At 71.9% G+C, this 25,628-nt stretch carries 27 protein-coding genes; 7 read left to right on the top strand and 20 right to left on the bottom strand.

The features are described from left to right. Positions 1 to 156: 156 nt before the first annotated feature. From IG78_RS0118350 to hisI, 4 genes are all read right to left on the bottom strand, one after another. The gene (locus IG78_RS0118350; RefSeq protein ID WP_030564481.1) at positions 157 to 390 is read right to left on the bottom strand and encodes an HGxxPAAW family protein; all 234 of its coding nucleotides are present in this window, start codon (positions 388 to 390) and stop codon (positions 157 to 159) included. 155 nt (positions 391 to 545) lie between these two features. Beyond that, the gene (locus IG78_RS0118345) at positions 546 to 1,202 is read right to left on the bottom strand and encodes a TIGR02234 family membrane protein (RefSeq protein ID WP_030564479.1); all 657 of its coding nucleotides are present in this window, start codon (positions 1,200 to 1,202) and stop codon (positions 546 to 548) included. Between the two features lie 7 nt (positions 1,203 to 1,209). Beyond that, on the bottom strand, positions 1,210 to 2,733 hold the full coding sequence (locus tag IG78_RS0118340; protein WP_030564477.1) for an anthranilate synthase component I: 1,524 nt from the start codon (positions 2,731 to 2,733) through the stop codon (positions 1,210 to 1,212). Positions 2,734 to 2,744: 11 nt separating this feature from the next. Further along, on the bottom strand, positions 2,745 to 3,128 hold the full coding sequence (hisI, locus tag IG78_RS0118335) for a phosphoribosyl-AMP cyclohydrolase (protein WP_030564475.1): 384 nt from the start codon (positions 3,126 to 3,128) through the stop codon (positions 2,745 to 2,747). A 92-nt stretch (positions 3,129 to 3,220) separates the two neighbouring features. Between hisI and IG78_RS0118330 the strand changes: the two genes are divergently transcribed. Beyond that, positions 3,221 to 3,856 carry a TIGR03085 family metal-binding protein gene (locus IG78_RS0118330; protein WP_030564472.1) on the top strand — a complete coding sequence of 212 codons (636 nt, stop codon included), beginning with the start codon at positions 3,221 to 3,223 and terminating at the stop codon, positions 3,854 to 3,856. Between the two features lie 716 nt (positions 3,857 to 4,572). Here the strand turns inward: IG78_RS0118330 and IG78_RS0118325 are convergent. The 11 genes from IG78_RS0118325 to hisD all read right to left on the bottom strand — a co-directional run bounded on the left by IG78_RS0118325 (position 4,573) and on the right by hisD (position 12,594). Then, the gene (locus tag IG78_RS0118325) at positions 4,573 to 4,764 is read right to left on the bottom strand and encodes an antitoxin (protein WP_030564470.1); all 192 of its coding nucleotides are present in this window, start codon (positions 4,762 to 4,764) and stop codon (positions 4,573 to 4,575) included. Next, positions 4,697 to 6,046: an MFS transporter gene (locus IG78_RS0118320; protein ID WP_063760768.1), complete on the bottom strand. Its 1,350-nt coding sequence runs from the start codon at positions 6,044 to 6,046 to the stop codon at positions 4,697 to 4,699. Before IG78_RS0118320 ends, IG78_RS0118325 begins: the two co-directional genes overlap by 68 nt. An 11-nt stretch (positions 6,047 to 6,057) precedes the next feature. Further along, positions 6,058 to 6,669, bottom strand: a complete 612-nt coding sequence (locus tag IG78_RS0118315; protein ID WP_030564466.1) for an ArsR/SmtB family transcription factor — start codon at positions 6,667 to 6,669, stop codon at positions 6,058 to 6,060. A 138-nt stretch (positions 6,670 to 6,807) separates the two neighbouring features. Further along, on the bottom strand, positions 6,808 to 7,563 hold the full coding sequence (gene hisF / locus IG78_RS0118310) for an imidazole glycerol phosphate synthase subunit HisF (RefSeq protein ID WP_030564464.1): 756 nt from the start codon (positions 7,561 to 7,563) through the stop codon (positions 6,808 to 6,810). Continuing rightward, positions 7,560 to 7,955 carry a Rid family hydrolase gene (locus IG78_RS0118305; protein WP_030564462.1) on the bottom strand — a complete coding sequence of 132 codons (396 nt, stop codon included), beginning with the start codon at positions 7,953 to 7,955 and terminating at the stop codon, positions 7,560 to 7,562. The genes hisF and IG78_RS0118305 overlap by 4 nt, the downstream gene beginning before the upstream one ends. Further along, complete coding sequence (priA, locus tag IG78_RS0118300) at positions 7,952 to 8,677, bottom strand: bifunctional 1-(5-phosphoribosyl)-5-((5-phosphoribosylamino)methylideneamino)imidazole-4-carboxamide isomerase/phosphoribosylanthranilate isomerase PriA (RefSeq protein ID WP_030564460.1); 726 nt, start codon at positions 8,675 to 8,677, stop codon at positions 7,952 to 7,954. Before priA ends, IG78_RS0118305 begins: the two co-directional genes overlap by 4 nt. Further along, positions 8,674 to 9,372 carry an imidazole glycerol phosphate synthase subunit HisH gene (gene hisH, locus IG78_RS0118295; RefSeq protein ID WP_225882217.1) on the bottom strand — a complete coding sequence of 233 codons (699 nt, stop codon included), beginning with the start codon at positions 9,370 to 9,372 and terminating at the stop codon, positions 8,674 to 8,676. The genes priA and hisH overlap by 4 nt, the downstream gene beginning before the upstream one ends. Further along, on the bottom strand, positions 9,369 to 9,533 hold the full coding sequence (locus IG78_RS50160; protein WP_030564456.1) for a hypothetical protein: 165 nt from the start codon (positions 9,531 to 9,533) through the stop codon (positions 9,369 to 9,371). Before IG78_RS50160 ends, hisH begins: the two co-directional genes overlap by 4 nt. Positions 9,534 to 9,536: 3 nt before the next feature. Beyond that, positions 9,537 to 10,130: an imidazoleglycerol-phosphate dehydratase HisB gene (gene hisB / locus IG78_RS0118285; RefSeq protein WP_030564453.1), complete on the bottom strand. Its 594-nt coding sequence runs from the start codon at positions 10,128 to 10,130 to the stop codon at positions 9,537 to 9,539. Then, a complete protein-coding gene (locus IG78_RS0118280) occupies positions 10,127 to 11,248 on the bottom strand; it encodes a histidinol-phosphate transaminase (protein WP_030564451.1) in 1,122 nt (373 codons plus the stop codon). The genes hisB and IG78_RS0118280 overlap by 4 nt, the downstream gene beginning before the upstream one ends. 14 nt (positions 11,249 to 11,262) lie before the next feature. Continuing rightward, positions 11,263 to 12,594 carry a histidinol dehydrogenase gene (hisD, locus tag IG78_RS0118275; protein WP_030564449.1) on the bottom strand — a complete coding sequence of 444 codons (1,332 nt, stop codon included), beginning with the start codon at positions 12,592 to 12,594 and terminating at the stop codon, positions 11,263 to 11,265. A gap of 254 nt (positions 12,595 to 12,848) precedes the next feature. On the opposite strand from hisD, the gene IG78_RS0118270 reads away from it, so the two are divergent. From IG78_RS0118270 to IG78_RS53060, 5 genes are all read left to right on the top strand, one after another. Continuing rightward, on the top strand, positions 12,849 to 14,369 hold the full coding sequence (locus IG78_RS0118270; RefSeq protein WP_404827753.1) for an oxidoreductase: 1,521 nt from the start codon (positions 12,849 to 12,851) through the stop codon (positions 14,367 to 14,369). 296 nt (positions 14,370 to 14,665) lie between these two features. Next, the gene (locus IG78_RS0118265; RefSeq protein ID WP_030564444.1) at positions 14,666 to 15,682 is read left to right on the top strand and encodes a hypothetical protein; all 1,017 of its coding nucleotides are present in this window, start codon (positions 14,666 to 14,668) and stop codon (positions 15,680 to 15,682) included. 11 nt (positions 15,683 to 15,693) lie between these two features. Next, positions 15,694 to 16,434: an LON peptidase substrate-binding domain-containing protein gene (locus IG78_RS0118260; RefSeq protein ID WP_030564442.1), complete on the top strand. Its 741-nt coding sequence runs from the start codon at positions 15,694 to 15,696 to the stop codon at positions 16,432 to 16,434. A gap of 81 nt (positions 16,435 to 16,515) precedes the next feature. After that, complete coding sequence (ybaK, locus tag IG78_RS0118255) at positions 16,516 to 17,016, top strand: Cys-tRNA(Pro) deacylase (protein ID WP_030564440.1); 501 nt, start codon at positions 16,516 to 16,518, stop codon at positions 17,014 to 17,016. Positions 17,017 to 17,056: 40 nt separating this feature from the next. Continuing rightward, a complete protein-coding gene (locus IG78_RS53060; protein WP_488356434.1) occupies positions 17,057 to 17,131 on the top strand; it encodes a hypothetical protein in 75 nt (24 codons plus the stop codon). 39 nt (positions 17,132 to 17,170) lie between these two features. Here IG78_RS53060 and IG78_RS0118250 read toward each other — a convergent pair whose 3' ends face one another. The 4 genes from IG78_RS0118250 to IG78_RS0118235 form a co-directional block, all read right to left on the bottom strand. Further along, entirely contained in the window at positions 17,171 to 17,854 is a 684-nt protein-coding gene (locus IG78_RS0118250) for a hypothetical protein (RefSeq protein ID WP_030564438.1), read from the bottom strand. Between the two features lie 55 nt (positions 17,855 to 17,909). Then, on the bottom strand, positions 17,910 to 18,734 hold the full coding sequence (locus IG78_RS0118245) for an ABC transporter permease (RefSeq protein ID WP_030564437.1): 825 nt from the start codon (positions 18,732 to 18,734) through the stop codon (positions 17,910 to 17,912). Between the two features lie 259 nt (positions 18,735 to 18,993). Then, positions 18,994 to 20,031 carry an ABC transporter ATP-binding protein gene (locus tag IG78_RS0118240; protein WP_078965554.1) on the bottom strand — a complete coding sequence of 346 codons (1,038 nt, stop codon included), beginning with the start codon at positions 20,029 to 20,031 and terminating at the stop codon, positions 18,994 to 18,996. Between the two features lie 60 nt (positions 20,032 to 20,091). Next, complete coding sequence (locus tag IG78_RS0118235) at positions 20,092 to 21,315, bottom strand: NYN domain-containing protein (protein ID WP_030564433.1); 1,224 nt, start codon at positions 21,313 to 21,315, stop codon at positions 20,092 to 20,094. A gap of 306 nt (positions 21,316 to 21,621) precedes the next feature. Between IG78_RS0118235 and IG78_RS0118230 the strand changes: the two genes are divergently transcribed. Then, a complete protein-coding gene (locus IG78_RS0118230) occupies positions 21,622 to 21,801 on the top strand; it encodes a hypothetical protein (protein WP_030564431.1) in 180 nt (59 codons plus the stop codon). A gap of 131 nt (positions 21,802 to 21,932) precedes the next feature. On the opposite strand, the gene dnaE is transcribed toward IG78_RS0118230, so the two are convergent. Continuing rightward, complete coding sequence (dnaE, locus tag IG78_RS0118225) at positions 21,933 to 25,472, bottom strand: DNA polymerase III subunit alpha (RefSeq protein ID WP_030564429.1); 3,540 nt, start codon at positions 25,470 to 25,472, stop codon at positions 21,933 to 21,935. Between the last annotated feature and the right edge of the window lie 156 nt (positions 25,473 to 25,628).

Raw genomic sequence — 25,628 nt, 5'->3', positions numbered from 1 at the left:
GGACGGCCGGATCCGGTACGCCGACGGGGCGGCGGGACCCGTACGCCCGCCGAGGCGCTGGCCCCGTACGCCCGTCGGCGCGCCGGACCCCGGTACGCCGACGGGGCGGCCGGTAGGTGTTCCGGCCGCCCCGTGGGCGAGGGTTCCGCGTCGGGGTCAGCTCTCGGAGCCTGCCATCCGGGCGGGCCGCTGCGGCTTCTGGCCGAGGCCCGCGAGGCGCATGGCGCCGCCCACGATGCCACCGACGAGGGTGAGTGCCAGGCCGGCCCAGAAGCCGATGGGGTTGTCCATCACCATGAACGCGCCCGCGACACAGAAACCGATGAAGGCGATGATGACACCGGTCCAGGCGGCCGGGGTGTGACCGTGTCCGTGGCTGCTGCCCGCCATGACTTGCTCCTCGTAGCTATGCGTGTGGGGTGGTGCGCCGGCCCGGTTCGCCGGTGTCGCGCCACCGTGAGTCGGACGCTCGGCATCATTGTCCCGTACCCGCGCGTATGCCCGCGCGCGGGGGTGTGTGCCGGGCCCGGGCGCGTCGGGCGGGGCTAGGCCTCGCGGGTGGGGTCCTCGCCGCGGTCGATGGCCTTCCACAGGTCCTCGGGGCGGTCCGGGTCGGGGGCGCGGCGCGGTGCCCGGGGGCGGGGGGCGCCGTCGCGTTCGTAGCGGCCCGACATCGCGGGCCAGTGCCGGCCGCGGACCAGGGCGAGAAGACCGGCGGCGAGGATCAGCGCGCCCGCGGCCACGGCCGCGTAGGGCCAGCCGGTGTGGCTGAGGTCGGAGATCCGCTGGGCGGTGTCGCCGGAGGTCTCGGCGGCCTTGTCGTCGAGGGCGGCGCTGTCGTCCGCGCCGAGCAGCGCGGACACGATGATGCCGACGCCGCTGAGCGCGAGCAGCAGCGACACGAGCAGCCGGCCCGTGCGGCGCACGGCGAAGACGGCGACGAGCGCGGCCAGGCCCACTATCGCGAGGGCCGCGGGCACGCCCGTGACGTCGCTGCCCTTGGCGGTCAGCGGGAAGTCGCCGCCCGCGACGGCCGCGGTGCCGTGCGCCCAGGACTGCCGGGACGCGAGCAGCGCGAGGGCCGCGCCGGCGGCGCCGAGCAGCAGGGCGGCGGCGAGGCTGCGCCGGCCACCGCGCGGGGCGGGGTCGGCGGCCACCTGCGGCGCGTCCTCGGTACGGGGCGTTGGTACTGCAGAAGTCACCCGTCTACTATCCCTCACGGCCCGCGGCAGCGTGCAGGCGGTTCGCGGTATGGATGGCGCGCAGCACGGCGGCGGCCTTGTTACGGCACTCCGTGTCCTCGGCGACGGGGTCGGAGTCGGCCACGACCCCCGCTCCGGCCTGCACGTACGCCGTGCCGTCGCGCAGGAGCGCGGTGCGGATGGCGATGGCGGTGTCGGAGTCGCCCGCGAAGTCGAGGTAGCCGACGCAGCCGCCGTACAGGCCGCGCCGGGACGGTTCGAGCTCGTCGATGATCTGCATGGCGCGGGGCTTGGGAGCGCCGGAGAGGGTGCCCGCGGGGAAGCAGGCGGTCAGGACGTCGAAGGCGGTGCGGCCCCCGGCGACCTGTCCGGTGACCGTCGACACGATGTGCATGACGTGGGAGTACTTCTCGACGGACATGAAGTCGACGACCTCGACGGAGCCCGGCTCGCAGACCCGGCCCAGGTCGTTGCGGCCCAGGTCGACGAGCATCAGATGCTCGGCGCGCTCCTTGGGGTCGGCGAGGAGCTCATCGGCGAGCGCCTGGTCCTCCTGCGGGGTGGCGCCGCGGTGCCGGGTGCCCGCGATGGGGTGGACCATGGCGCGCCCGTCCTCGACCTTGACGAGGGCCTCCGGCGAGGACCCGACCACGTCGAACGCCTCCCCGTCCCCGTGGGGGAACTGGAACAGATACATGTACGGCGAGGGGTTGGTGGCCCGCAGCACGCGGTAGACGTCGAGGGCGCTCGCGTCGCAGGGGGTCTCGAAGCGCTGTGACGGCACGACCTGGAAGGCCTCGCCGGCGCGGATGCGCTCCTTGATGTCCTCGACCGCCTCCTGGTACTGCTCGCCGCCCCACAGCGCGGTGTACTCGGGCAGCTCGGACGGCGGCAGGACTGCGGGGGGCTGGGAGACGGGCCGGGAGAGGTCCGCCTCCATGGCGTCGAGGCGGGCGACGGCGTCGGCGTGGGCCTCGTCGACGCCGCTGGCGAGGTCGTTGTGGTTGATCGCGTTGGCGATCAGCAGGACGGAGCCGTCCCAGTGGTCGAGTACGGCGAGGTCGCTGGTGAGGAGCATGGTCAGCTCGGGGAGCTTCAGGTCGTCCCGCTCCCCCGGGCCGATCTTCTCCAGGCGGCGCACGATGTCGTAGCCGAGGTAGCCGACCATGCCGCCGGTGAACGGCGGCAGGCCCGCGGCGCCGGTCAGGTCGCGCGGGGTGTGCAGGGTCTCGATGGTGGCGCGCAGGGCGGCCAGCGGGTCGCCGGAGACGGGGACGCCGACGGGCGGGGTGCCGAGCCAGTGGGCCTCGCCGTCGCGGACGGTGAGGGTGGCGGCGCTGCGGACGCCCACGAACGAGTACCGGGACCACGTACGGCCGTTCTCCGCGGACTCCAGGAGGAAGGTGCCGGGGCGCTCGGCGGCGAGCTTGCGGTAGAGCCCGACCGGAGTGTCGCCGTCCGCGAGGAGCCTGCGGCTGACGGGGATCACTCGGCGGTCGGTCGCGAGCTTGCGGAAGGTCTCCAGGTCCATGGGGACAGACCCTACTGACCCGGTGCGGGGGTGTCGGACACCGGAAGCACGTCGGCGTCGAAGCAGGTGCGGGTGCCCGTGTGGCAGGCCGCGCCGACCTGGTCGACCTGGACGAGTACGGTGTCCGCGTCGCAGTCGAGGGCCACGGACTTCACGTACTGGACGTGCCCGGAGGTGTCTCCCTTGACCCAGTACGACTGCCTGCTGCGCGACCAGTAGGTGCAGCGGCCCGTCGTCAGGGTGCGGTGCAGCGCCTCGTCGTCCATCCAGCCGAGCATGAGGACCTCGCCGGTGTCGTACTGCTGGGCGATGGCGGGGACCAGTCCTTCGGCGTTGCGCCTGAGGCGGGCGGCGATCTTGGGGTCGAGGCTGCTGGCCTTGGGCGATGCGGTCATGGGGCCATTGTGGGCCATGGTGGCCGCCCGCTCGGCGCCTGCCCGGGGGACGTCCACTGTGCGGACCGGCGCGCCGGTCGTAGGCTGGCTCCATGTCGACCCATGCCAAGCGTGAACGACTTCTCCTCGCCGATCTGTTGGAAGCCGCGGGACCGGACGCTCCCACCCTCTGCGACGGTTGGCGCACCCGCGATCTCGCGGCCCACGTGGTGGTGCGCGAGCGACGCGCGGACGCCGCGGGCGGAATCCTGATCAAGCAACTCGCCTCGCGCCTCGAGCGGGTGCAGGCAGAGTTCGCCGCCAAGCCGTACGAGGAGCTGATCCAGCTCATCCGTACGGGACCGCCGCGGTTCTCGCCCTTCAACCTGAAGCAGGTCGACGAGGCGTCGAACTCGGTGGAGTTCTACGTCCACACGGAGGACGTGCGCCGGGCCCAGCCCGACTGGACGCCGCGCGACCTCGACCCGGTCTTCGCCGACGCCCTGTGGTCCCGCCTGGAGCGCCTCGCCCGCGTCGTCGGCCGCAAGGCCCCGGTGGGCCTGGTCCTCCGCCGCCCCGACGGCCAGACAGCGGTGGCCCACCGCGGCACACCGGTGGTCACGGCAACGGGCGAGCCCTCCGAGCTACTGCTTTTCGCCTTCGGACGCCAGGAAGCGGCGGACGTGGAACTGACCGGCGAGAAGGACGCGGTCGCGCGGCTGCACGAGACGAAGCAACTGGGGCTCTGAGGGAGGCGTCGGCCGCGGGCTGTGCGCCGACGTCCGCTGGACGGGAGCGGGCCGCCGTCGGGGGGTGAGCGGACCGCCGCCGGGCTGTGCGGACCCCGGCCGAGCCGGAAGCGGACGGCTACCGGGGCCGTGAGCGGACCGGCCAGGGCCGAAAGCGGACCGCCGCCGGGCTGTGCGGGTGGCGGCCGGGCTGGGAGCGGGCCGCCGCCGAGCCGCGAGCGGACCCCGGCCGAGCCGGAAGCGGACGGCTACCGGGGCCGTGAGCGGACCGGCCAGGACCGGAAACGAGCCACCGTCGGGGGCGGAAGCCGACAGCCTCCGAGCCGGAAGCGGACCCGCCAGGACCGAAAGCGGGCCGCCGTCGGGGGCGGAAGCCGACAGCCTCCGAGCCGGAAGCGGACCCGCCAGGACCGGAAACGAGCCACCGTCGGGGGCGGAAGCCGACAGCCTCCGAGCCGGAAGCGGACCCGCCAGGACCGGAAGCAAGCCACCGCCAGGGCCGGGAGTGGACGGCCGCCGAGCCGTGAGGGTCCGGCGCCAGGCCGGAGGCCGAGCGGCGCGGGACGGCGGCGGAGGGCGCGCTGTGCGTGCCCGTCGCCGCCGTCCCGGCCGATCCTCACCCGTGGTGCCGCGGCTTACCCGTGGACGGCCGCGGGGCTACCGCCGTCCGGCGGTGTCACCGCGGCGGTCGCGGGGCTACCGCCGTCCCGGCGGTGTCACCGCTGGGACGGCCCGCCGCCCTGGTCCCCGCCCAGTTGGTCCCTGAGCTTGTCCTGGGCCGAGTCGACCTGGCCGCTGTACTTGCCCTGGGTCTTGCCATCGACAAAGTCACCGGCCTTGTCAATGCCCTGCCCAGCCTTGTCCTCGTGACCCTTGAGCATCTGCTTCAGCTTGTCCATCACAGACATAGCCGGCCTCCTTGCTGTCGTCGGTCACCTCAAGCATGGGCTCCGCGTCCGCCCCTCGCATCCGCACGCCCCGCAGCCCCACCACGCCGCCCAGCGCGCTCACCGAAGCCCCCGCCACGAAGACCGGCCCGGTGCCCCAGGCGCCGACGGCGACCCCGGTCAGCGGGTAGCACAGCGGCGGTACCCCGAGCGTGAGCAGCCCGGACACCGAAGTGACGCGTCCCAGGTAGGCGGGGTCGGTGACCGCCTGGACCAGGGCCCCGGCCAGCGCCCCGCCGAGCCCGAGCATCAGCCCGACGAGCAGCGCCGCGAGCACGCCCCAGGCGACGGACGGTACGAACGGGAGGGCGGCGAGCGCGGCGGCGCCGGGCAGTGCCGCCCACGAGAGGACGGCCCCCGGCCGCGCGAACCTTCCGCGCAGCGCCACCAGGAGCGAGGCGAGCCCCGCCCCCAACCCGAACCCGGCGACGACCCACCCCATCCCCGCCGCGCCCCAGCCCCGCTCGTCGGCGAGCAGCACGAGCCCCACGTTGGCGGGGCCGGAGAAGCCCATCTCGGTCACGGCGATCACGATCATGAGGGGTGCGAGCACCGCGTGTCCGCGCACGTACCGCAGCCCGCCCGCCAGTTGCCGCCGGGGGGACTCCGCCCGCCCCGCCACGTCGTCGGCGGGCAGTTCCCTGATCCGTACGGCGAGCAGCAGCGGCAGTGACACGGCGAAGAGCAGCCCGGCCACGGCGAAACCGGCCGCGGGGCCGCCGAAGGCTACGGCCGCGCCGCCCAGCGGGGCCGAGGTCACCGTCGCCGCCCGATGGGCGAGCCCGCGCATCCCCTGGACCCGGACGAGCTCGCCCGGGGCCGTGATGCGCGGCGGCAGCGCGCCCACGCCCGGCAGGAACAGCGCGTCCGCCACCCCGAAGACCAGGGCCGCCGACGCGAGCAGCCAGAACGCGGGCGCCGAAAGCAGCAGCACCCCGGCCACGGCGAGGATCACCACGCAGCGCACGGCGTCACTGCCGACGACCACGCGACGCGGCCCGAAGCGATCGGCGAGGACACCGCCGACAAGCATCAGGGCAGCACGCGGCACGGCGCCCACGGCGAGCACGAGACCGGTCTGGGCGGCGTCGCCGCTGCGGGCCGCGGCCCAGGACAGGGCCACGAAGTAGACGCTGTCGCCGACCATGGACGCGGTGTAGGCGGTGAGCCAGCGCAGGACGTTGCCGTCGCGGTGGGCCGGTGTCCCGGGGGACGTGTCCGTGTGGGGCGGCGTGGCGGTCACGGGCGCGCCCCTCAGGTCCTGAACGGGAAGCCGTACAGGTGCAGGGCGACGTTCTCGCGCCCTTCGGCGTCGCCTGCCTCGTGCGCGGCGTTGCCGGAGTCGGCGTACCTCCTGACGACGGCGCGCACCTCGTCGGACAGCGCGGCGAGTTCGGCGGCGGTGAGCCGGAGCAGGAAGTCGGCGCCGACGGCCGCGGACTGCCACTCGGGGCTCCAGGCGGGCTGCTCGTCGAGGTAGCGGAGATAGGCGTCGGTGCGCTGGTCGACGATCGTGCGGGCCACGGCGGTGTGGGCGGCGAGCTTCTCGGGTGCGTCCTCGAAGTCCCGCCGGTGCAGGCTCAGGCCCTCCTGCGCGGGCTGCCACCAGCGTTCGCGTCCGTCACCGCGCTGCGCGCCCGGCGCCTCCTCGATGAGGCCGTGCTCGGCGAGCTTGCGCAGGTGATAGCTGACCAGCGAGACGGCGCCGTCGACCTCTTCGGCGAGCTGCGAGGCGGTGGCCCTGCGGCGCACGTACAGGGAGCGGTACAGCTTCTGTCGCAGTGGATGGCCGAAGGCCTTCAGCGTGCCGAGGTCGGTGATGCGGCGGTCTTCTGGCGTACCGCTCGCGCCGGGCTTGTCACTCATGCCGCCACGCTAGGCAGGAAAGAAAAGTTGCGCAATCATTTTTGCGCAACTTTTCTTTCCTGTCGGCGCGTGAAAAGGCCCCGGTCACCCTGAGGTGGACCGGGGCCGAGTGGCCTGCCCCCGCACCGGGGCGGAGCCCTAGCGCACAGGGCTCCCCGCGGCGCGCAGCGTCTCCTTGACCTCGCCGATGCGCAGATCGCCGAAGTGGAAGACGGAAGCCGCGAGCACCGCGTCGGCGCCCGCCGCGACGGCCGGCGGGAAGTGGTCGAGGCGCCCGGCGCCGCCCGACGCGATGACGGGAACCGTGACGTGCTTGCGGACGGCTTCGATCATCTCGATGTCGTAGCCGTCCTTCGTGCCGTCGGCGTCCATCGAGTTCAGAAGGATCTCACCGGCGCCGAGCTCGGCCGCCCGGTGCGCCCACTCGACGGCGTCGATACCGGCCGACCGTCGGCCGCCGTGCGTGGTGACCTCGAAGGTGCCGGAGGGCGTGCGCCGCGCGTCCACGGAGAGCACGAGCACCTGCCGCCCGAACCGCTCCGCGATCTCCCGGATCAGCTCGGGGCGGGCGATGGCCGCGGTGTTCACGCCCACCTTGTCCGCCCCGGCCCGCAGCAGCTTGTCGACGTCCTGAGCCGTGCGGACGCCACCGCCGACGGTGAGCGGGATGAAGACCTGCTCGGCGGTGCGGCGGACCACGTCGTACGTCGTCCCGCGGTCGCCGGAGGACGCGGTGATGTCCAGGAACGTCAGCTCGTCGGCGCCCTCGGCGTCGTACACCTTGGCCATCTCGACGGGGTCGCCCGCGTCACGCAGGTTCTGGAAGTTGACGCCCTTGACGACCCGGCCGTTGTCCACGTCCAGGCAGGGGATGACCCTTACGGCCAGCGTCATGCGGGGTCTCCTCGGAAAGCTTCCAGCTCCACTTCGACCAGGATGCGCGAGTCGACGAAACCGGAGACGACCGCCATGGTCATCACCGGGCGCACGGAGTCGAAGACCTCTTTGTGCGCCCGGCCCACCGCGTCGACGTCCCGCGCGTGGGTGATGAGGAGACGCACGGCCGTCACGGACTCGGGGCCGAGCCCGAACTCGGCGATCGCCGCAAGGGCGTTGGCCATGGCTACCCGCGCCTGCTCGTAGGGGTCGCCCTCGCCGTACAGGATGTCGTCCTTGAAGGAGGTGGTGCCGCCGACCACGACCCGGTCACCCGCCGCGACCGCCCGCGCGAACCCGAAGGCGTCTTCCCACGGGCTTCCGCTCTGCACCCGCCGTACACCGCTCATGACCGCACCGCCTCAAGAGCCGCTTCCAGGGTGAACGCCTCGGCGTACAGCGCCTTGCCGACGATCGCGCCCTCCACGCCCTGCGGCACGAGCTCGGCGATGGCCCGCAGGTCGTCCAGGGACGAGACGCCGCCGGAGGCGACGACCGGACGGTCCGTGGCCGCGCACACGGTGCGCAGGAGCTCCAGGTTCGGGCCCTGGAGGGTGCCGTCCTTGGCGATGTCGGTGACCACATAGCGCGCGCAGCCCTCGGCGTTCAGGCGCTCCAGGGTCTCGTACAGGTCACCGCCGTCGCGGGTCCAGCCGCGGCCGCGCAGCGTGGTGCCGCGCACATCGAGGCCGACCGCGATCTTGTCGCCGTGCTCGGCGATGACCTTGGCGACCCACTCGGGGGTCTCCAGGGCCGCGGTGCCGAGGTTGACGCGAGTGCAGTTGGTGGCGAGGGCCGCGGCGAGGGTGTCGTCGTCGCGGATGCCGCCGGAGAGTTCCACCTTGATGTCCATGGCGGCCGTGACCTCGGCGATCAGGGAGCGGTTGTCGCCGGTCCCGAACGCCGCGTCCAGATCGACCAGGTGCAGCCACTCGGCGCCCGACCGCTGCCAGGCCAGGGCCGCCTCCAGCGGGGAGCCGTAGGAGGTCTCCGAGCCGGACTCGCCGTGGACGAGGCGTACGGCCTGGCCGTCGCGGACGTCGACGGCGGGAAGGAGTTCGAGGGTGCTCACAGGGTTCCGATCCAGTTGGTGAGGAGCTGGGCGCCGGCGTCGCCGGACTTCTCGGGGTGGAACTGGGTGGCCCACAGGGCGCCGTTCTCGACGGCCGCGACGAAGGGCGCACCGTGCGTGGACCAGGTGACCTTGGGGGCGCGCAGCGCGGGGTTCGCCGTCTGAAGGGTCCAGTCGTGGACCGCGTACGAGTGCACGAAGTAGTAGCGCTCGTCCGGGCCGAGGCCCTTGAACAGCTCGGAGTCGGCGGGCGCGGCGACCGTGTTCCAGCCCATGTGGGGCACGATGTCGGCCTTCAGGGGCTCGACGGCGCCGGGCCACTCGTCCAGGCCCTCGGTCTCGACGCCGTGCTCGATGCCGCGCTCGAAGAGGATCTGCATACCGACGCAGATCCCGAGGACGGGGCGCCCGCCGGAGAGGCGGCGTCCGACGATCCAGTCGCCGCGCGCGTCCTTGAGCCCCCGCATGCAGGCGGCGAAGGCGCCGACGCCCGGCACCAGGAGGCCGTCGGCGTTCATGGCCGCGTCGAAGTCACCGGTGATCTCCACGTCGGCGCCCGCGCGCGCCAGGGCGCGCTCGGCCGAGCGGACGTTGCCGAAGCCGTAGTCGAAGACGACGACCTTCTTGGACCGACCGGAAGCAGAACCGGTGGCGGAGGCGGAACCGGAAGCGGAGGCGGAACCGGTGGTGCTCAATTCCATACCTCCAGACGGACGATGCCCGCGATCAGGCACATACCGGCGGCGACGGAGAGCAGCGTGATGACGCTCTTGGACTGCTTCTGCTTGGCGAAGGAGTAGACGCCGCCGAGCAGGAAGAGCCCCACGAAGAGCAGCAGGGTGGAGATGCCGTTCATGGCTTACAGCGCACCCTTCGTGGAGGGGAGGATGCCGGCCGCGCGCGGGTCGCGCTCACTGGCGTACCGCAGCGCGCGGGCCAGCGCCTTGAACTGGCACTCCACGATGTGGTGGGCGTTGCGGCCGTAGGGCACGTGGATGTGCAGCGCGATCTGGGCCTGCGCCACGAAGGACTCGAAGATGTGCCGGGTCATCGTCGTGTCGTAGGTGCCGATCATCGGCGCCATGTTCTCGGGCTCGGTGTGCACCAGGTACGGGCGTCCCGAGAGGTCGACGGTCACCTGGGCGAGCGACTCGTCGAGCGGCACCGTGCAGTTGCCGAAGCGGTAGATGCCGACCTTGTCGCCGAGCGCCTGCTTGAAGGCGGAGCCGAGGGCCAGGGCGGTGTCCTCGATCGTGTGGTGCGTGTCGATGTGCAGATCGCCGTCGGTCTTGACCGTGAGGTCGAACAGGCCATGGCGGCCGAGCTGGTCGAGCATGTGGTCGTAGAAGCCGACTCCGGTCGCCACATCGACCTTGCCGGTGCCGTCGAGGTCGATCTCGACGACGACCGATGTCTCCTTGGTGGTCCGCTCGACCCTGCCTACGCGGCTCATGCGTCCTGCTCCTTCTTCAGTGCGCGTACCGCATCGAGGAACGCGTCGTTTTCGGCGGGGGTTCCGGCGGTGACGCGCAGCCACCCCGGCACTCCGTTGTCCCGGACCAGGACGCCCCGGTCGAGGATCTTCCGCCAGGTCTCGTGGGCGGCGCCTTCGCCTTCGAAGCGCCCGAACTGCACGAAGTTGGCGTCCGAGTCCGTCACCTCGTAGCCCATCGCCCGCAGCTCGTCCACCAGGCGGTCGCGCTCGGCCTTCAGCCGGTCCACGTAGCCGAGGAGCGTGTCCGTGTGCTCAAGGGCGGCGAGCGCGGTGGCCTGGGTGACGGCCGACAGGTGGTACGGCAGGCGCACCAACTGCACGGCGTCGACGACCGCCGGGTGGGCGGCGAGATAGCCGAGGCGCAGGCCCGCGGCGCCGAACGCCTTGGACATGGTGCGTGAGACGACCAGGTGCGGCCGCCCCGCGAGCAGCGGGAGCAGCGAGTCGCCGTGGCTGAACTCCACGTACGCCTCGTCGACGACCACGATGGACGGCTTGGCCGTCTGCGCGGCGTCGTACAGGGCGAGGACGGCCTCGCGCGGGACGGCGTTGCCGGTGGGGTTGTTGGGGGTGGTGATGAAGACGACGTCCGGCCGGTGCTCGGTGATCGCCGCGACGGCGGCCGGGACGTCGATGGTGAAGTCGTCGTGGCGCGGCCCGGAGAGCCAGTTGGTGCCGGTGCCGCGCGCGATCAGGCCGTGCATCGAGTACGAGGGTTCGAAGCCGATGGCCGTGCGGCCCGGGCCGCCGAAGGTCTGGAGCAACTGCTGGATGACCTCGTTGGAGCCGTTGGCAGCCCACACATTGGCGAGCGTGACCTCGTGGCCGCCGGTCCGTGTCAGGTACTCGGCGAGCCGCGTGCGCAGCTCCACCGCGTCCCGGTCCGGGTAGCGGTTCAGGTCCCTGGCGGCCTCGCGCACGCGCTCGGCGATCCGTTCGACGAGGGGCTCGGGCAGCGGGTAGGGGTTCTCGTTGGTGTTCAGGCGTACGGGTACGTCGAGCTGGGGCGCCCCGTAGGGGGACTTGCCGCGCAGCTCGTCGCGCACGGGCAGGTCGTCGATCCCGAGGCCGCTCACCGGCACACTCTCGCTCACTGGCCCGGCACCTTCCATCCGAACCGCGCCTTGACCGCCGCGCCGTGCGCGGGCAGGTCCTCGGCCTCGGCCAGTGTCACCACGTGGTGCGCGACGTCGGCGAGTGCCTCGCGGGTGTAGTCCACGATGTGGATGCCGCGCAGGAAGGACTGGACGGACAGGCCCGAGGAGTGGCACGCGCAACCACCCGTCGGCAGCACGTGGTTGGAGCCCGCGCAGTAGTCGCCGAGCGACACCGGGGCCCAGGGGCCCACGAAGATCGCGCCCGCGTTCTTGACCCGGTCGGCGACCGCGGCGGCGTCCCGGGTCTGGATCTCCAGGTGCTCGGCGCCGTACGCGTCGACGACGCGCAGGCCCTCCTCCAGGTCGTCGACGAGCACGATCGCGGACTGCCTGCCCGCGAGGGCGGGGGCGATCCGGTCCTCGACGTGCTTGGTGGCGGCGACCTGCGGTTCCAATTCCTTGGTGACGGCGTCGGCGAGGTCCGCGGAGTCCGTGACCAGGACGGCGGCGGCCAGCGGGTCGTGCTCGGCCTGGCTGATCAGGTCGGACGCCACGTGCACGGGGTCGGCGGTGTCGTCGGCGAGGATCGCGATCTCCGTGGGCCCGGCCTCGGTGTCGATGCCGATGAGGCCCGTGAAGTACCGCTTGGCCGCGGCGACCCAGATGTTGCCGGGCCCTGTGACCATGTTGGCGGGCGCGCACTCGGCCGTGCCGTACGCGAACATCGCGACGGCCTGGGCGCCGCCGACGGCGTACACCTCGTCGATGCCGAGCAGCGCGCAGGCCGCGAGGATCGTCGGGTGGGGCAGGCCCCCGAAGTCGGCCTGCGGCGGGGAAGCGAGCGCCATGGAGGCGACACCGGCCTCCTGCGCGGGCACCGCGTTCATGATCACGGAGGACGGGTAGACGGAGCGGCCGCCCGGCGCGTACAGACCGACGCGCTCGACCGGCACCCACTTCTCGGTGACCGAGCCGCCGGGGACGACCTGGGTGGTGTGCGGGGCGCGGCGCTGGGCGCGGTGGACGGCGCGGGCGCGGCGGATGGACTCCTCCAGGGCCGCGCGGACGTCGGGGGCGAGCTGTTCGAGGGCGTCGGCGAGGGCGGCGGCGGGCACCCGGACCCGCTCGAGGCGCACACCGTCGAACTTCTCCGCGTACTCGATCAGTGCCGCGTCGCCACGATGATGCACGTCCTCGCAGATCGGCCGCACCTTCTCCAGGGCGGCGGCGACATCGAAGTCGGCACGGGGCAGCAGGGCGCGCAGAGCGGAGCCCGACGGAAACTCCGTGAGGGCATCGCCGCGCAGATCGATTCGAGAGATCACATGGCCAATTCTCGCAGACCGCCGGAGGCGGCCGGTCGCCCGTATCAATGGCTGATACGTCCCGCCCCGCCCCGGGCGCGCCATCCTGCGTTCAACGGAAGATCACGTTCACCAACGGCGTTCAGGCGGTCACACAGCGGGCATGAACAGGTGTACGTCACATGTGCGCGCCGCGGGCGGTTCACGGGAGGACATCAGCAGTGGTCGACGACACCGGCATCGGGGACCCGCCGGACGGGCTGACCGCCGCGGAGATGGGCATGTGGCAGGCCTTCCGCAACGGCAGCATGTACGACCTCCGGTCCGGGGACACCGCCATGGACGACCCGCACGGCGGCCACCCCTGGGGCCCCGAGCGGAGCGTGCGGGCGCGCATCGTGTGCTGGCTGCTGCTCGGCGGGCCGCCCGCGCTGGCCGGGCGGGTGTCGGCCCTGAAGCTGACCGGGGTGCAGATCACGGACGTGCTCGACCTGGCGGGCGGCACGGTCGTGCCGTACACGGAGCTGAAGGGCTGCCGCTTCGAGAAGGAGGTGCTGCTCCCCGAGGCGCGCTTCACCACGCTGCGGATGGTCGACTGCTCCATCCCGCGCCTGGAGGCGGCCCGCCTGCACACCGAGGGCGATCTGCATCTGCCGCGCTGCCGCGTCCACAACGGCATGCGCCTCACGGACGCCCACATCGGCACGGACCTGCTGCTCAACCAAGCCGTCGTCTACCGCGACCGGCGCGCACGCTCGGTCATGGCCGACGGCCTCACGGTCGGCCAGGACCTCCAGGCCGAGATGCTGGAGTCGCACGGCGAGCTGAGCCTGCGCGGCGCCAAGATCGGCGTCAGCCTGAGCCTGCGCGGCAGCCGCCTGTCCAACCCCTACGGCCGCCGCGCCCTGAACGCGCCCCAGCTCACCGTCGAGCGCACCCTCTACCTGACCCCGGCGGGCATCGGCAATCCGCCGCACACCAGTGGCACGACGCCCGCGCGCGGGACCCGGGTGCAGCGCTTCGAGTGCGAGGGCGGGGTCCGGCTCGACGACGGACGCTTCGGCGACGCGGTGGATTTCGGCCAGGCCAGGTTCATTCTCCAGAGCGACCAGGAGGTGTCGCTGCGCCGCGTCCAGACGCCCGAGCTGCGCTTCCTCTCCGAGGCGCCCCGGCGCGGAAAGATCGTGCTCTCCGGCGCCCGGGTGGTGAACCTGATGGACCGGGCTTCGAGCTGGCCGGGGCCCGGTCAGCTCCAGATGGGCGGGTTCACCTACGAGAACCTGATCCCGCAGGGCAGCTTCCCGCTGTCACGGCGCCTGCAGTGGGTGACGGCTGCCACGGCCGAGTACAACCCCGAGCCGTACGAGAAGCTCGCCACCGTGCTCCGCAACGGCGGCGAGGACGCCGACGCCCGCGAGGTGCTGCTCGCCAAGCAGCGCCGCCGCCGCGAGACGCTGCCCCCCGCGGCCAAGCTGTGGGGGTACGCGCAGGACTGGACGGTCGCCTACGGCTACCGCCCGGGGCGGGCCGCGCTGTGGATGGCGGTGCTCTGGGCGGCCAGCGCCGTCGCCTTCTCCCGGGCGGACCATCCCCCGCTCAAGCCCGGTGAGCACCCCGACTGGAACCCCTCCCTCTTCGCCCTCGACCTGCTGCTCCCCGTCATCGACCTGGGCCACGACGCCTACTGGCAGCTCCGCGGCGGCTGGCAGTGGCTGGCGACGGCACTGATCCTCAGCGGCTGGGTCCTGGCGACGACGGTGGCGGCAGGCGCGACACGCCTGCTCCGGAGGTCGTAGCGTTTCCGGCCCGCTCCGATGGGACTCGGCCCGTGGCCGACGCGTTTCAGCCCGTCCGGCGTCCTGGGACTCGGCCCGGGCCGACGCATTCCAGCCCGTCCGGCGTTTGAGGACGAGGCCGAAGGCCGACAGGGGGAAAGGGGCGAAGCCCCATAGGCTCCGCAGCCGAACCGTTACCGAGCACAGGACAACCATCGACCCACCCCACCCGTCAACACACGCGACCAGCAATACGCACCGTTCCCGGACCACGAACGGCCGACGAACGCGACCCGGGCGTGAAGGGGGACAGACAGATGCCGCTCCTGCGCGCCCTGATCCGTACCGCCCGCATGATCCGGCACACCCCCCGCCTGGCCGCAGGCCTCCCCCCGGACGACGAGGTGCTGCTCGACGTGCCGGACGACCGCCTCGGCCCGGCCCTGGTCGCCGCGGGCCGCGGTGAGTACGGCCCGGCAGCCAAGCTCCTCGCCACCACCCGCGAGGCCGCCGAGTGGGAGAACCGCGACCGGTACGCGACCCGCCTCGCCGCCTTCGCCCGCTCCCGCGCCGAGTGGTTCGACGACTGGCTGTCCGCCGCCCCGCACGACCCGGACGCGCTCCTCCTCAAGGCCGAGCTCGCGGTGGTCCGCGGCTGGGAGTCGCCCGCACGCGCGGAACTCCTGCGCGAGGTGAGCCCGCTGCTCACCGCGGCCGCCGACGCCGACCCGCGCGACCCGGTGCCGTGGCGCATCGCGCTCGACCACGCCCGCGGCACACACGCCTCGCACTCGGAGTTCGAGGAGCTGTGGGCGCAGGCGGTGCGCCGCTCCTCGTACCACTACGGCTGTCACACCTCGGCCCTGATGTATCTGTCGGCGCACTGGTACGGCTCGCACACCGAGTGCTTCGCCTTCGCGGAGCGGGCGGCGGCGGACGCGCTGCCCGGCTCGCTGATACAGGCGCTGCCGGTGCGCGCGGCGTTCGCCTATCTGACCAGTGCGGCCGGGAACCTGCCGCGCGAGCGCCTGGACAAGGCCGCCGACCTGGCGATCGCCCTGTCCGGCGAGTACGCGGCAGGGGACCCCTGGCCCGCCGAGGTCCGCAACCTCCTCACCCATGTCCTGATCCGCCTCGAACGCTGGCACGACGCCCTCGACCAGCTCCACCTGATCGGCCCGAACGCGACGTCGTTCCCCTGGGACCGGCTCTCCGACGACCCGCTCGGGCAGTTCCTGGAGCTGCGGGACGGGGTGCGGATAGAGGTGGCGTCGCGGACACCGCTGCGGGCGCGGGGCGGGCGGGCGGACGGCCCGGGTGTCGACGGCCGTTAGGCTTTCGGATCGTGACGACCGTCCGGCTTCCGCTCTTCCCGCTCGACTCGGTGCTGTTCCCGGGGCTCGTGCTGCCCCTGAACATCTTCGAGGAGCGCTATCGCGCCATGATGCGCGAACTCCTGAAGGTTCCCGACGAGGAGCAGCGGCAGTTCGCCGTCGTGGCGATCCGGGACGGCAGGGAGGTCGCGCCGAGCGCGCCCGGACTCCCCGACCAGACCGCGCAGCCCCAACACGGCCCCGCAGCCGGCTTCGGTGACGACCCGCTGCGCGCCTTCCACGAGGTGGGCTGCGTCGCGGACGCGGCGACCATCCGCGAGCGCGAGGACGGCGGCTTCGAGGTCCTCGCCACCGGTACCACCCGGGTGCGGCTGCGCTCGGTGGACGCGTCGGGTCCGTTTCTGACCGCCGAGCTCGAACCGCTGGAGGAGAAGCCGGGCGACGAGGCGGGCGCGCTCGCCGAGGGTGTGCTGCGGGCCTTCCGCTCGTACCAGAAGCGGCTCGCGGGCGCCCGGGAGCGCTCCTTGGCCTCCGGCACCGAGCTGCCCGACGAACCATCGGTGGTGTCGTACCTGGTCGCGGCCGCTGCCGTGCTCGACACCCCCACCAAGCAGCGGCTGCTCGAAGCCACCGACACCGCGTCCCGGCTGCGCGACGAGCTGAAACTCCTTCGCGCCGAGACCGCGATCATCCGTAATCTGCCGTCGTTGCCCGCGACGGAGCTGACGCGCGGCACGACCAGCCTCAACTGAGCTACGGACCTGATCCGCGAGACCCACGGACGTGATCCGCGTACCTGACCTACGAAGCCGAGCCGGGAAGCGACCAGCAGCGTGGCGAAGAAGCAGAAGAAGACGCAGGCGGGCGGCACTCCCGCGACGGTCGCCCTGACCCGGGCGGGCACACCCTTCACCGTGCACTCCTACGATCACGACCCCGCCCACCCCAGCTACGGCCAGGAGGCCGCGGAGGCGATGGGCGTCTCGCCCGACCGGGTCTTCAAGACACTCGTCGCCGACGTCGACGGGGAGCTGACCGTGGCGGTCGTGCCGGTGGCCGGGACGCTGAACCTGAAGGCCCTGGCCACGGCGGTGGGCGGCAAGCGGGCGACGATGGCGGACCCGGCCGCCGCCGAGCGCACCACCGGCTACGTCCGCGGCGGCATCTCGCCCCTCGGCCAGCGCAAGCAGCTCCGCACGGTCCTCGACGACTCGGCCGACGGCCATCCCACGATCTGTGTCTCGGCGGGCCGCCGCGGCCTGGAGGTGGAGCTGGCCCCCGCCGACCTGACCGCGCTCACGGGCGCGGTGCTCGCCCCGATCGGGCGTGAATGAACCCTCGACGGGGCCCCGGTCCTCGACTAGGACCACTCCCATGTCGAAGAAAACACGCAAGCGGAAGTGGCGGACCAAGAAGGGCAAGGCCAACCACGGCAGACGCCCGGCCTGAGGACCCCGAGTTCCCTGAGGCCCCGAAGATCGGTGGCGGCTACCGCTCCGGTGCCCCGTACGGGTCGCGGTAGCCGTCGTCGTACGCGGTGGCGGGCTCGGGGTCCCGGGGCCCGAAGAAGCCCGTCAGCGCGAGCTGGACGACCATGGCGGCGACCGGCCACGCGAGCAGCACGCCCTTGGCCTTCAGCTCCATGGGCGCGTCGAAGACGACGCCCCGCCCCACGGACTTGGCGTGCGCCACCACATCCGTCTCCGGGCCGACCCACACGCCCACCTTCCAGGCGAGCACGGCGCCGAGCAGTGAGCCCGCCGCGAGACCGACGACGAGCGGGATACCGCCGCGCCTGCGCACCAGGAACACCACGAGGGCGCTGACGAACCCGAACGCGAGCCCAAGGAGAGTGAACGTTCCGTCGCCCCCGATGGCCTGCTCGCCCTCGGTGTCCTTGAGGAAGACCGCCTTGTCGTCGGCGATCAGCGGCACGCGCGGCGCGAGCCACAGCCACAGCAGCCCGAGCAGCACGCCGGACGCGGCCACCGCGACCGCGATCACCACGGCGTCCCGCACCTCGGCCCTCATGCCGGGGCCGTCCTCCTCGCGCGCCTGCTCGGGTACGGGCCCGGCGGCCCGCGCGGGCTCACGCCACGGGTCGGCGGGCTCTTCGGACTCGTTGTCCGGCTTGTCGTGCGGCGGCTGGGAGGGGGTAAGCGGTGCGGTCACGCACACATGGTGCCAGCTCCATCTGAGAACCGCGCCACCGGACGGCGGATCCGGGTCAGCGGACGGCGGCCCGCCGGTAGGCCCAGGTGGCGACCGCCAGCGAGGCGACGCCGACACCCGCGCACACCGCCAGGTCGAGCGCCACGGCGCCCCAGTCCGGGTCGGCATCGAAGGTGCGGGCGAGGGCCTCCACGCCGTACGTGGACGGCAGCAGGTCGCGCGCGTACTGCAGCAGTCCGGGCATCCGCTCGGCCGGGAGCACACCGAGCAGCAGCGCCGCGGACATGCCCATCTGGCCGAGCAGGGTGGCCAGTTCGGGCCGCGGCGCGAGCAGGCCGAGCGCCGCCCCGAGCCCGGCGAGCGCGGCGCCGGACAGCGGGACCACCGCGGCGAGCACCCACAGGTGCGTCAGCGGCAGGCCGAAGAGACCGCAGCCGACGACGGCGGTGACGACGGTGCCGGGCACCGTGAAGGAGGCGTACGCGGCGGCGGCGCCGAGGACGACGGCGGCGGGCGGCACGGGCAGGGTGGCGTAGTGGTCGAGGCCGCCGTCGCCGCGGAGCTGGCCGAAGTACTGGGCGAGCAGGTTCAGCGCGACGAACGCGACGACGAGGACGGAGGACCCGGCCACGACGGCGTGCGCCTCGTCGCCGCCGTCCACCACGCCCCGCATCAGGACCATGATGCCGACGGACTGGAACGTGGCGACGAAGAGCAGCGGGATCCGCGCCACCCGGGCACGCGACAACTGCGCCCGGTAGACCGCGGCCAGGGCCGGCATGAGCCGCGCCCGCGCCCCGAGCGGCGCCGCGGCGTCCGGCGGCACCCGCACGGCACCTTCCTCGGCACGCACGACGGCTTCCAGGGGAACGGCACTCAACGGACAACCTTCCTGCCGACGTCCTGACGCTTACAGCCGAGCTGACACCCACGACCGCCGTGACGCGCACGACCGCCGTGACGCTTACGGTCGACCTGACGCGCACGGCCAACGTGACGCTCACGGCCGACCTGACGCGCACGGCCGCCGTCCGCACGGCTCCGTACCCCGCCGTCCCTGTTCGGGGTCACGGGTGGGCGGGTGGGAGAGATCCGCCGCGCAGCGGCGGGACACAAATCCCCACCTCGAACAGAACCGGTCACACCTTCACCAGCCCGTCCCCGCCCCGCCCGCCAAGGGCGAGATACACATCCTCCAGGCTGGGAGTGGCCAGAGTGAAATCGTCCAACGCGGCAAAGGCGCCCCCGCCAGTAACCGCGGCGACGGCCGCCCGAGCCTCCTCCGGAGCAAGCCGCAGCGTCCACTTGCGCCCGGACTCGACGGCCGACGAGCGCAGCGCGGCGACCTCCGGCACGTCGACGGGCGCCCGCTCGCGCCACACGAGTTCGACCCTGACCTCCCCGGCGACCTGTTCCTTGAGTCCGCCGGGGGTGTCGCAGGCGATGACCCGGCCGTGGTCGAGCACGGCGACCCGGTCGAGCACGGTCTCGGCCTCGATGACGTTGTGGGTGACCAGCAGAACCGTCGTGCCGCGCTCGGCCCGCCGCCGGTCGACCGCGCCCCACACGGCCCGCCGCGCCACCGGGTCCATGCCGGTGGTCGGCTCGTCGAGCACGAGCAGCGGCCGCTCCCCCACCAGGGCGGTGGCGAAACAGGCCAGCCTGCGCTGCCCGCCGGAGAGCTTCTTCAGGGGGCGGCCCGCCAGGCCGGTGAGGCCGAGCTCCGCCATGACGTCGTCGCGCTCGGCCCGCGCCCGGGCGGCGTCGAGGCCGCGCAGGCGCGCGGTCGTCTCGACGGCCAGGGAGACGGTCAGCTCGTCCAGGGCGGTGGACTCCTGCCCCAGATAGGCGAGGAGCCGGGCGGCCCGCTCGGGGTGGCGCACGATGTCGTGGCCGAGCACGTGCACGCTGCCGCTGTCGGGTCGCATCAGGCCGGTGAGCTGGCGTACGAGGGTGGACTTGCCGGCGCCGTTGGGGCCGAGGAGGCCGAAGATCTCACCGCGGCCGACCTCGATGCCGAGGCCGTCGCTGGCCCGCACCTCGGGCGTCGCGGGCCTGCCGCGGCGGCCGCGGGCGGCGGGATAGACCTTGACGAGGTCGCGCACCACGCAGACGGCATCGCTGCCGTGTCCCTGCCGGAGCCCTTGTCGGACCGCCTGTGCCGCGCGCGTACTCACGAAGGACGAGACTACGGGGTCCGATGTCCGGTATGGCGCCCGGGGCCGCCGTCGCGCCCCTCACTCCCCCATCGGGCCGTGCTCGGCGGCGGTCCGCACATCGATCTCACGCCAGAAGCCCGCCCGGATCGCGTACCGGTCGTGCTCGTCGATCTGGTCGTCCTTGTGGGCGAGCAGACCGAACCGGGCCGCGTACCGGAGCAGTTCACCGTCGACGCGGTGCGGGATGCGCGGATACATCGTGGCGAGCTTCTGCACGTTGTGCTGCTCGGGCAGGCGGCCCATCCAGCGGCGGGCGAAGACCTGGCCGACCTCGAAGGGGTCGCCGCCGACGGTGGTGATGTCCTCCTCCCGGTCGGCCCAGCGCTGCTCGGCGGTGGTGAGCTGGGCGAGGGTGGGCAGCGCCGCGGCCTCGGGGGGCTCGGCGGGTGTGCCGGGGCGGTCCACCCAGCCCTTGTCGGAGGACCAGCGCAGCGTCGCGTTCGCCGGTTCCTTGGCGGGCGGCGCGCCCGGGCCGCGCAGGGCGGCGAGGTCCTTGGGGGTGGGGACGCCCTTGGTGGCGGGGACGCGCTCCCCGTTCCGCTCGCCCGGGGAGGCGGTGGCGGGGTGGTGCGGGGGCGCGGGCGGGCGTGCCCGGTCGGCGCCGGTGGCGAGCGCGGACTCCGGCAGCGGCGCGGAGAGGATCGCGGCGATCTCCGGGCGGGGCGCGGGCGCCGGGGCGCAGACGCCGGTCAGCTCCTTGGCCTGGACGGCCTTGGTGATCCAGATGCGGTCGAGGACGCGGCGCTCGTCGGCCTCGGCGACCAGGTCCTCGGACTGGTTGTAGTCGCCGTCGGCGGCCTGCACGGCCCAGAGGTGGACGGCGACGCCGTGCTCCTTGGCGGCCATCATGCCGGGCAGCAGATCGCCGTCGCCGGTGACGAGGACGACGTCGGAGCAGGCGCGGTTGCGGGCGAGCTCGGTCAGCTCGGCGTGCATGGCGGCGTCCACGCCCTTCTGCGCCCAGCGCCCGTCGCTGCGGGTCAGCGCGCCCAGGCGCACGGTGACGCGGGGCATCACGCGCAGTCTGCGGTGCTCCGGCTGGGGTACGCGGTCGGGGGCGCCGTCGAACCAGTAGATCCGCAGCAGGGGGCGCTCGGTGTCGGACTCGGCGCGCTCGCGCAGGCCCTGGATCAGGGCGGAGTGATCGACGGTGATCCTGGACCGGGACGGCTCCCCCGCGAGGAGGCTCGCGGCGGCCCCCAGCAGATACCCGGCGTCCACCAGGACGATGCAGCGGTCCACGCGATCCACCCTCTTTCCCTGGTTTCCTGAAGGTGCCCGAAGGTCCCACAGATCCCGGGCGGGGACCTGGAGATTCAAAGGATCGGGAGATCCGGCGGATCCTGGAGGTTACTTCGGGTTTCCTTCGAGTCTGCCCGACCTCGGGGAGGTTAACGGCCGGAACTCGATCTTCGGCGTGGCGTATCCGCTCTGTACCCGCCGGCAGGTCTTATTACGCACGGTAATTATCCGAAATGCGCTCTTCGCATAGTTATGTGAGCCTGATCGCGTCATGGCCCCCAGATTCCCCTCAGGAGGAAGATCACCATGGCCAAGAACAAGAACCGCAAGCAGGCCGCCCAGGAAAACCGCTCCTCGCAGGCCGAGCGCGCCTCGGAAGAGGCACGGTCGGCAGCCACCGAGGCGCAGCAGGCCATGCAGACGCAGGCCCAGGGCAGCCCGGCGGATGTTGCCCGTAAGCACCAGCGCCGCTTCGGCCACAACTGACGCAAGCACAGGCACACCTCAGGGGCGCACCCGCATCGAGTGCGCCCCTGAGTCACGCCAGGATCCGCAGGGTCGGCCCGCCTCGCAGACGACGCGCGGGCCGAGCCCGCCCGGTAGGACCGTCCGCGGGCTCAGCCCGCCAGGCAGGACGGGCCGAGCAGCACCTTCAGGTCGCCGAAGAGCGCCGGGTCGGGCTTCACGCGGTGCCGGTCGAGCCGGAGCACGGTGGTCTTCTGGGCACCCTGGAGCTTGATCCGCACCTCGCTGTTGCCCTTGTGGTGGCTGAGGATCTCGCCGAGGCGGGTGACCATCGGCGGGCTCACCTTCACGGTCGGGATGGTGATGAGGACGGGGGCGTTGGTCCCTGCGTTCGACAGATCCGGGACCTGCATCTCCATCGCGACGAGGCGGGGGACGTCCTCACGCTTGTCGAGGCGGCCCTTGACGAACACCACCGCGTCCTCGACCAGTTGCGTCGACACCAACTGATACGTCGCCGGGAAGAACATGCACTCGATCGAACCGGCGAGGTCCTCCACGGTCGCGATCGCCCACGCGTTGCCCTGCTTGGTCATCTTGCGCTGCAGACCGGAGATGATCCCGCCGATCGTCACCACCGCGCCGTCGGAGAAGTCCCCGCCGGTCAACTGCCCGATCCCCGCGTCCGCCTTGTCCGACAACACATGCTCAAGCCCGAACAGCGGATGGTCGGACACGTACAGACCCAGCATCTCCCGCTCCTGGGCGAGGAGATACGTCTTGTCCCACTCATCGGTGGAGAACTCCACGTCCAGACCGAACCCCGGCTCGTCCGACTCGTCCTCCCCCATCCCCCCGAACAGGTCGAACTGCCCCTCGGCCTCCTTGCGCTTGACCGCCACCACATTGTCGATCATCGGCTCGTACTGCGCGGTCAGGCCCTTGCGGGTGTGCCCCATGGTGTCGAAGGCACCCGCCTTGATCAGCGACTCCGTGGTGCGCTTGTTGCACGCCGCCGCCTCCACCTTGTCCAGGTAGTCCGGGAAGGAGGCGAACTTCCCCTTCGCCTTGCGCGAGCGGATGATCGACTCGACCACGTTCGTACCGACGTTGCGCACCGCCTCCAGACCGAACAGGATCACGTCGTCACCCTGCGCGGCGAAGTTGTGCACCGACTCGTTCACATTCGGCGGCAGCACCTTGATACCCATACGCCGGCACTCGTTCAGATACACCGCCGACTTGTCCTTGTCGTCCTTCACCGACGTCAGCAGCGCCGCCATGTACTCCGCCGGGTAATTCGCCTTCAGATACGCGGTCCAGTACGTGACGAGGCCGTACGCGGAGGAGTGCGCCTTGTTGAAGGCGTATCCGGCGAAGGGCACCAGGACATCCCACAGGGCCTGGATCGCGGCGTCCGAATAGCCCTTCTTCTTGGCGCCCGCCTGGAAGAGAACGAAGTTCTTCTCCAGTTCCTCGGGCTTCTTCTTGCCCATCACGCGGCGCAGGATGTCGGCTTCGCCGAGCGAGTATCCGGCGATGATCTGGGCGGCCTTCTGCACCTGCTCCTGGTACACGATCAGGCCGTAGGTGAGACCCAGGGTCTCCTTCAGGGGCTCTTCGAGCTCCGGGTGGATCGGGGTGATCTCCTGGCGGCCGTTCTTGCGCTCCGCGTAGTTGATGTGCGAGTTCATGCCCATCGGGCCCGGCCGGTAGAGGGCCGAGACGGCGGAAATGTCCTCGAAGTTGTCGGGCTGCATCTGGCGGAGCAGCGAGCGCATCGGGCCGCCGTCGAACTGGAAGACGCCGAGGGTGTCACCGCGGCAGAGCAGTTCGAAGGTCTTGGGGTCGTCGAGCGGAAGGCTGAGCATCTCCAGGTCGATGCCCTTGTTGGCCTTCACCATCTTGACGGCGTCGTCCATGATCGTGAGGTTGCGCAGGCCCAGGAAGTCCATCTTGAGCAGGCCGAGCGACTCGCACTGCGGATAGTCCCACTGCGTGATCGTGACGCCGTCGGTGTGCCGCACCCAGATCGGGGCGTGGTCCACGATCGGCTCGCTGGACATGATCACGCCGGCGGCGTGCACACCCATCTGCCGGACCAGGCCCTCCACGCCCTTGGCGGTGTCGATGACCTTCTTGACGTCCGGCTCGTTCTCGTACATCCCCCGGATCTCGCCCGCCTCGCTGTAGCGCGGGTGGGTGGGGTTGGTGATGCCGTCGAGGTCGATGCCCTTGCCGAGGACGTCGGCGGGCATGGCCTTGGTGAGCCGGTCGCCCATGGCGTAGGGGTAGCCGAGGACGCGTGCGGAGTCCTTGATCGCGTTCTTCGCCTTGATCTTGCCGTACGTACCGATCATGGCGACCTTGTCCTCGCCGTACTTCTCGGTCACGTACCTGATCACTTCGACGCGCCGGCGCTCGTCGAAGTCGATGTCGACATCGGGCATGGACACGCGCTCGGGGTTGAGGAACCGCTCGAAGATCAGCCCGTGCGTGATCGGGTCGAGGTCGGTGATGCCCATGGCGTACGCGACGATCGAGCCTGCCGCGGAGCCGCGGCCGGGGCCGACGGCGATGCCGTTGTTCTTGGCCCACATGATGAAGTCGGCGACCACCAGGAAGTAGCCGGGGAACCCCATCTGGATGATGATGTCCATCTCGTACTCGGCCTGCTTCTGGCGGTCCTCGGGGACGCCGGCCGGGTAGCGGCGCTGCATGCCGCGGCGTACTTCCTCCTGGAACCAGGTGACCTCGGTGAAGCCTTCCGGGATGTCGAACTTCGGCATCAGGTCGCGCTTCTCGAACATGCCGCTGGTGTCGATCTGCTCCGCCACGAGCAGCGTGTTCGCACACCCCTCCTGCCAGGCGTCGGAGGAATCGACGGCGTACATCTCCTCCGTCGACTTCAGGTAATAGCCCGTCCCGTCGAAACGGAAGCGATCCGGGTCCGACAGGTTCTTGCCCGTCTGAATGCACAGCAGCGCGTCGTGCGCCGTCGCCTCATGCGCGTACGTGTAATGCGAGTCGTTCGTCACCAGCGGCGGAATGCCCAGCTTCTTGCCGACCCGCAGCAGATCCTCACGGACGCGCCGCTCGATGTCGATGCCGTGGTCCATCAGCTCCAGGAAATACCGGTCCTTGCCGAAGATGTCCTGGTACTCCGAAGCCGCCTTCACCGCCTCGTCGAACTGCCCGAGCCGCAACCGCGTCTGCAACTCACCCGACGGGCACCCCGTCGACGCGATCAGGCCCTCCGACCACTGCGCGATGGTCTCCTTGTCCATCCGCGGCCACTTCTGCAGCCACCCCTCGGCATACGCGTCCGAGGAAAGACGGAACAGATTGTGCAGACCCTTCCGGTTCGCCGCCCAGATCGTCTTGTGCGTATAACCACCCGAACCCGACACGTCGTCGCGCTTCTGGTGCGGCTGCCCCCACTGGATCTTCCGCTTGTTGCGCCGCGACTCCGGCGCCACATACGCCTCGATCCCGATGATCGGCGTCACGCCCGCCTTCTTCGCCGAATGGAAGAAGTCGTACGCCCCGTGCAAATTGCCGTGATCGGACATCGCGATATGCGTCATGCCCATCTCGTTGCACGCGTTGAACATGTCCTTCAGCCGCGCGGCACCGTCCAGGAGCGAGTACTGGGTGTGGACGTGCAGGTGCGTGAAGGGCGGCTTCGACACGGCTTGGGCCTCCGGGTGGGACTCTGCGGGCGGCGGGGGTGGACAGCGTGGAAGTCTAGTCCCGCTCGCTGACACCGGCCGGGCACTCGGGAGTACGGTCGTCCGTTGGAGAGGAGGGCGGAGAGCCGTCCCCCCCATGTCATGCACCAGGAGGCA

The sequence above is a fragment of the Streptomyces aureocirculatus genome, assembly GCF_000720475.1.
In the GTDB taxonomy this organism is placed as follows: domain Bacteria; phylum Actinomycetota; class Actinomycetes; order Streptomycetales; family Streptomycetaceae; genus Streptomyces; species Streptomyces aureocirculatus.
The sequence above is the reverse complement of the archived record's forward strand: the minus strand, read 5'-3'. Positions and strand labels throughout refer to the sequence as shown.

Coding starts and splice junctions, on each gene's coding strand:
- IG78_RS0118350 (WP_030564481.1), bottom strand. CDS start 390: ATGGCGGGCAGCAGCCACGGACACGGTCACACCCCGGCCGCCTGGACC.
- IG78_RS0118340 (WP_030564477.1), bottom strand. CDS start 2,733: ATGGACCTGGAGACCTTCCGCAAGCTCGCGACCGACCGCCGAGTGATC.
- hisI (WP_030564475.1), bottom strand. CDS start 3,128: ATGACCGCATCGCCCAAGGCCAGCAGCCTCGACCCCAAGATCGCCGCC.
- IG78_RS0118330 (WP_030564472.1), top strand. CDS start 3,221: ATGTCGACCCATGCCAAGCGTGAACGACTTCTCCTCGCCGATCTGTTG.
- IG78_RS0118325 (WP_030564470.1), bottom strand. CDS start 4,764: ATGTCTGTGATGGACAAGCTGAAGCAGATGCTCAAGGGTCACGAGGAC.
- IG78_RS0118315 (WP_030564466.1), bottom strand. CDS start 6,669: ATGAGTGACAAGCCCGGCGCGAGCGGTACGCCAGAAGACCGCCGCATC.
- hisF (WP_030564464.1), bottom strand. CDS start 7,563: ATGACGCTGGCCGTAAGGGTCATCCCCTGCCTGGACGTGGACAACGGC.
- IG78_RS0118305 (WP_030564462.1), bottom strand. CDS start 7,955: ATGAGCGGTGTACGGCGGGTGCAGAGCGGAAGCCCGTGGGAAGACGCC.
- IG78_RS50160 (WP_030564456.1), bottom strand. CDS start 9,533: ATGAACGGCATCTCCACCCTGCTGCTCTTCGTGGGGCTCTTCCTGCTC.
- hisB (WP_030564453.1), bottom strand. CDS start 10,130: ATGAGCCGCGTAGGCAGGGTCGAGCGGACCACCAAGGAGACATCGGTC.
- IG78_RS0118270 (WP_404827753.1), top strand. CDS start 12,849: ATGGGCATGTGGCAGGCCTTCCGCAACGGCAGCATGTACGACCTCCGG.
- IG78_RS0118265 (WP_030564444.1), top strand. CDS start 14,666: ATGCCGCTCCTGCGCGCCCTGATCCGTACCGCCCGCATGATCCGGCAC.
- IG78_RS0118230 (WP_030564431.1), top strand. CDS start 21,622: ATGGCCAAGAACAAGAACCGCAAGCAGGCCGCCCAGGAAAACCGCTCC.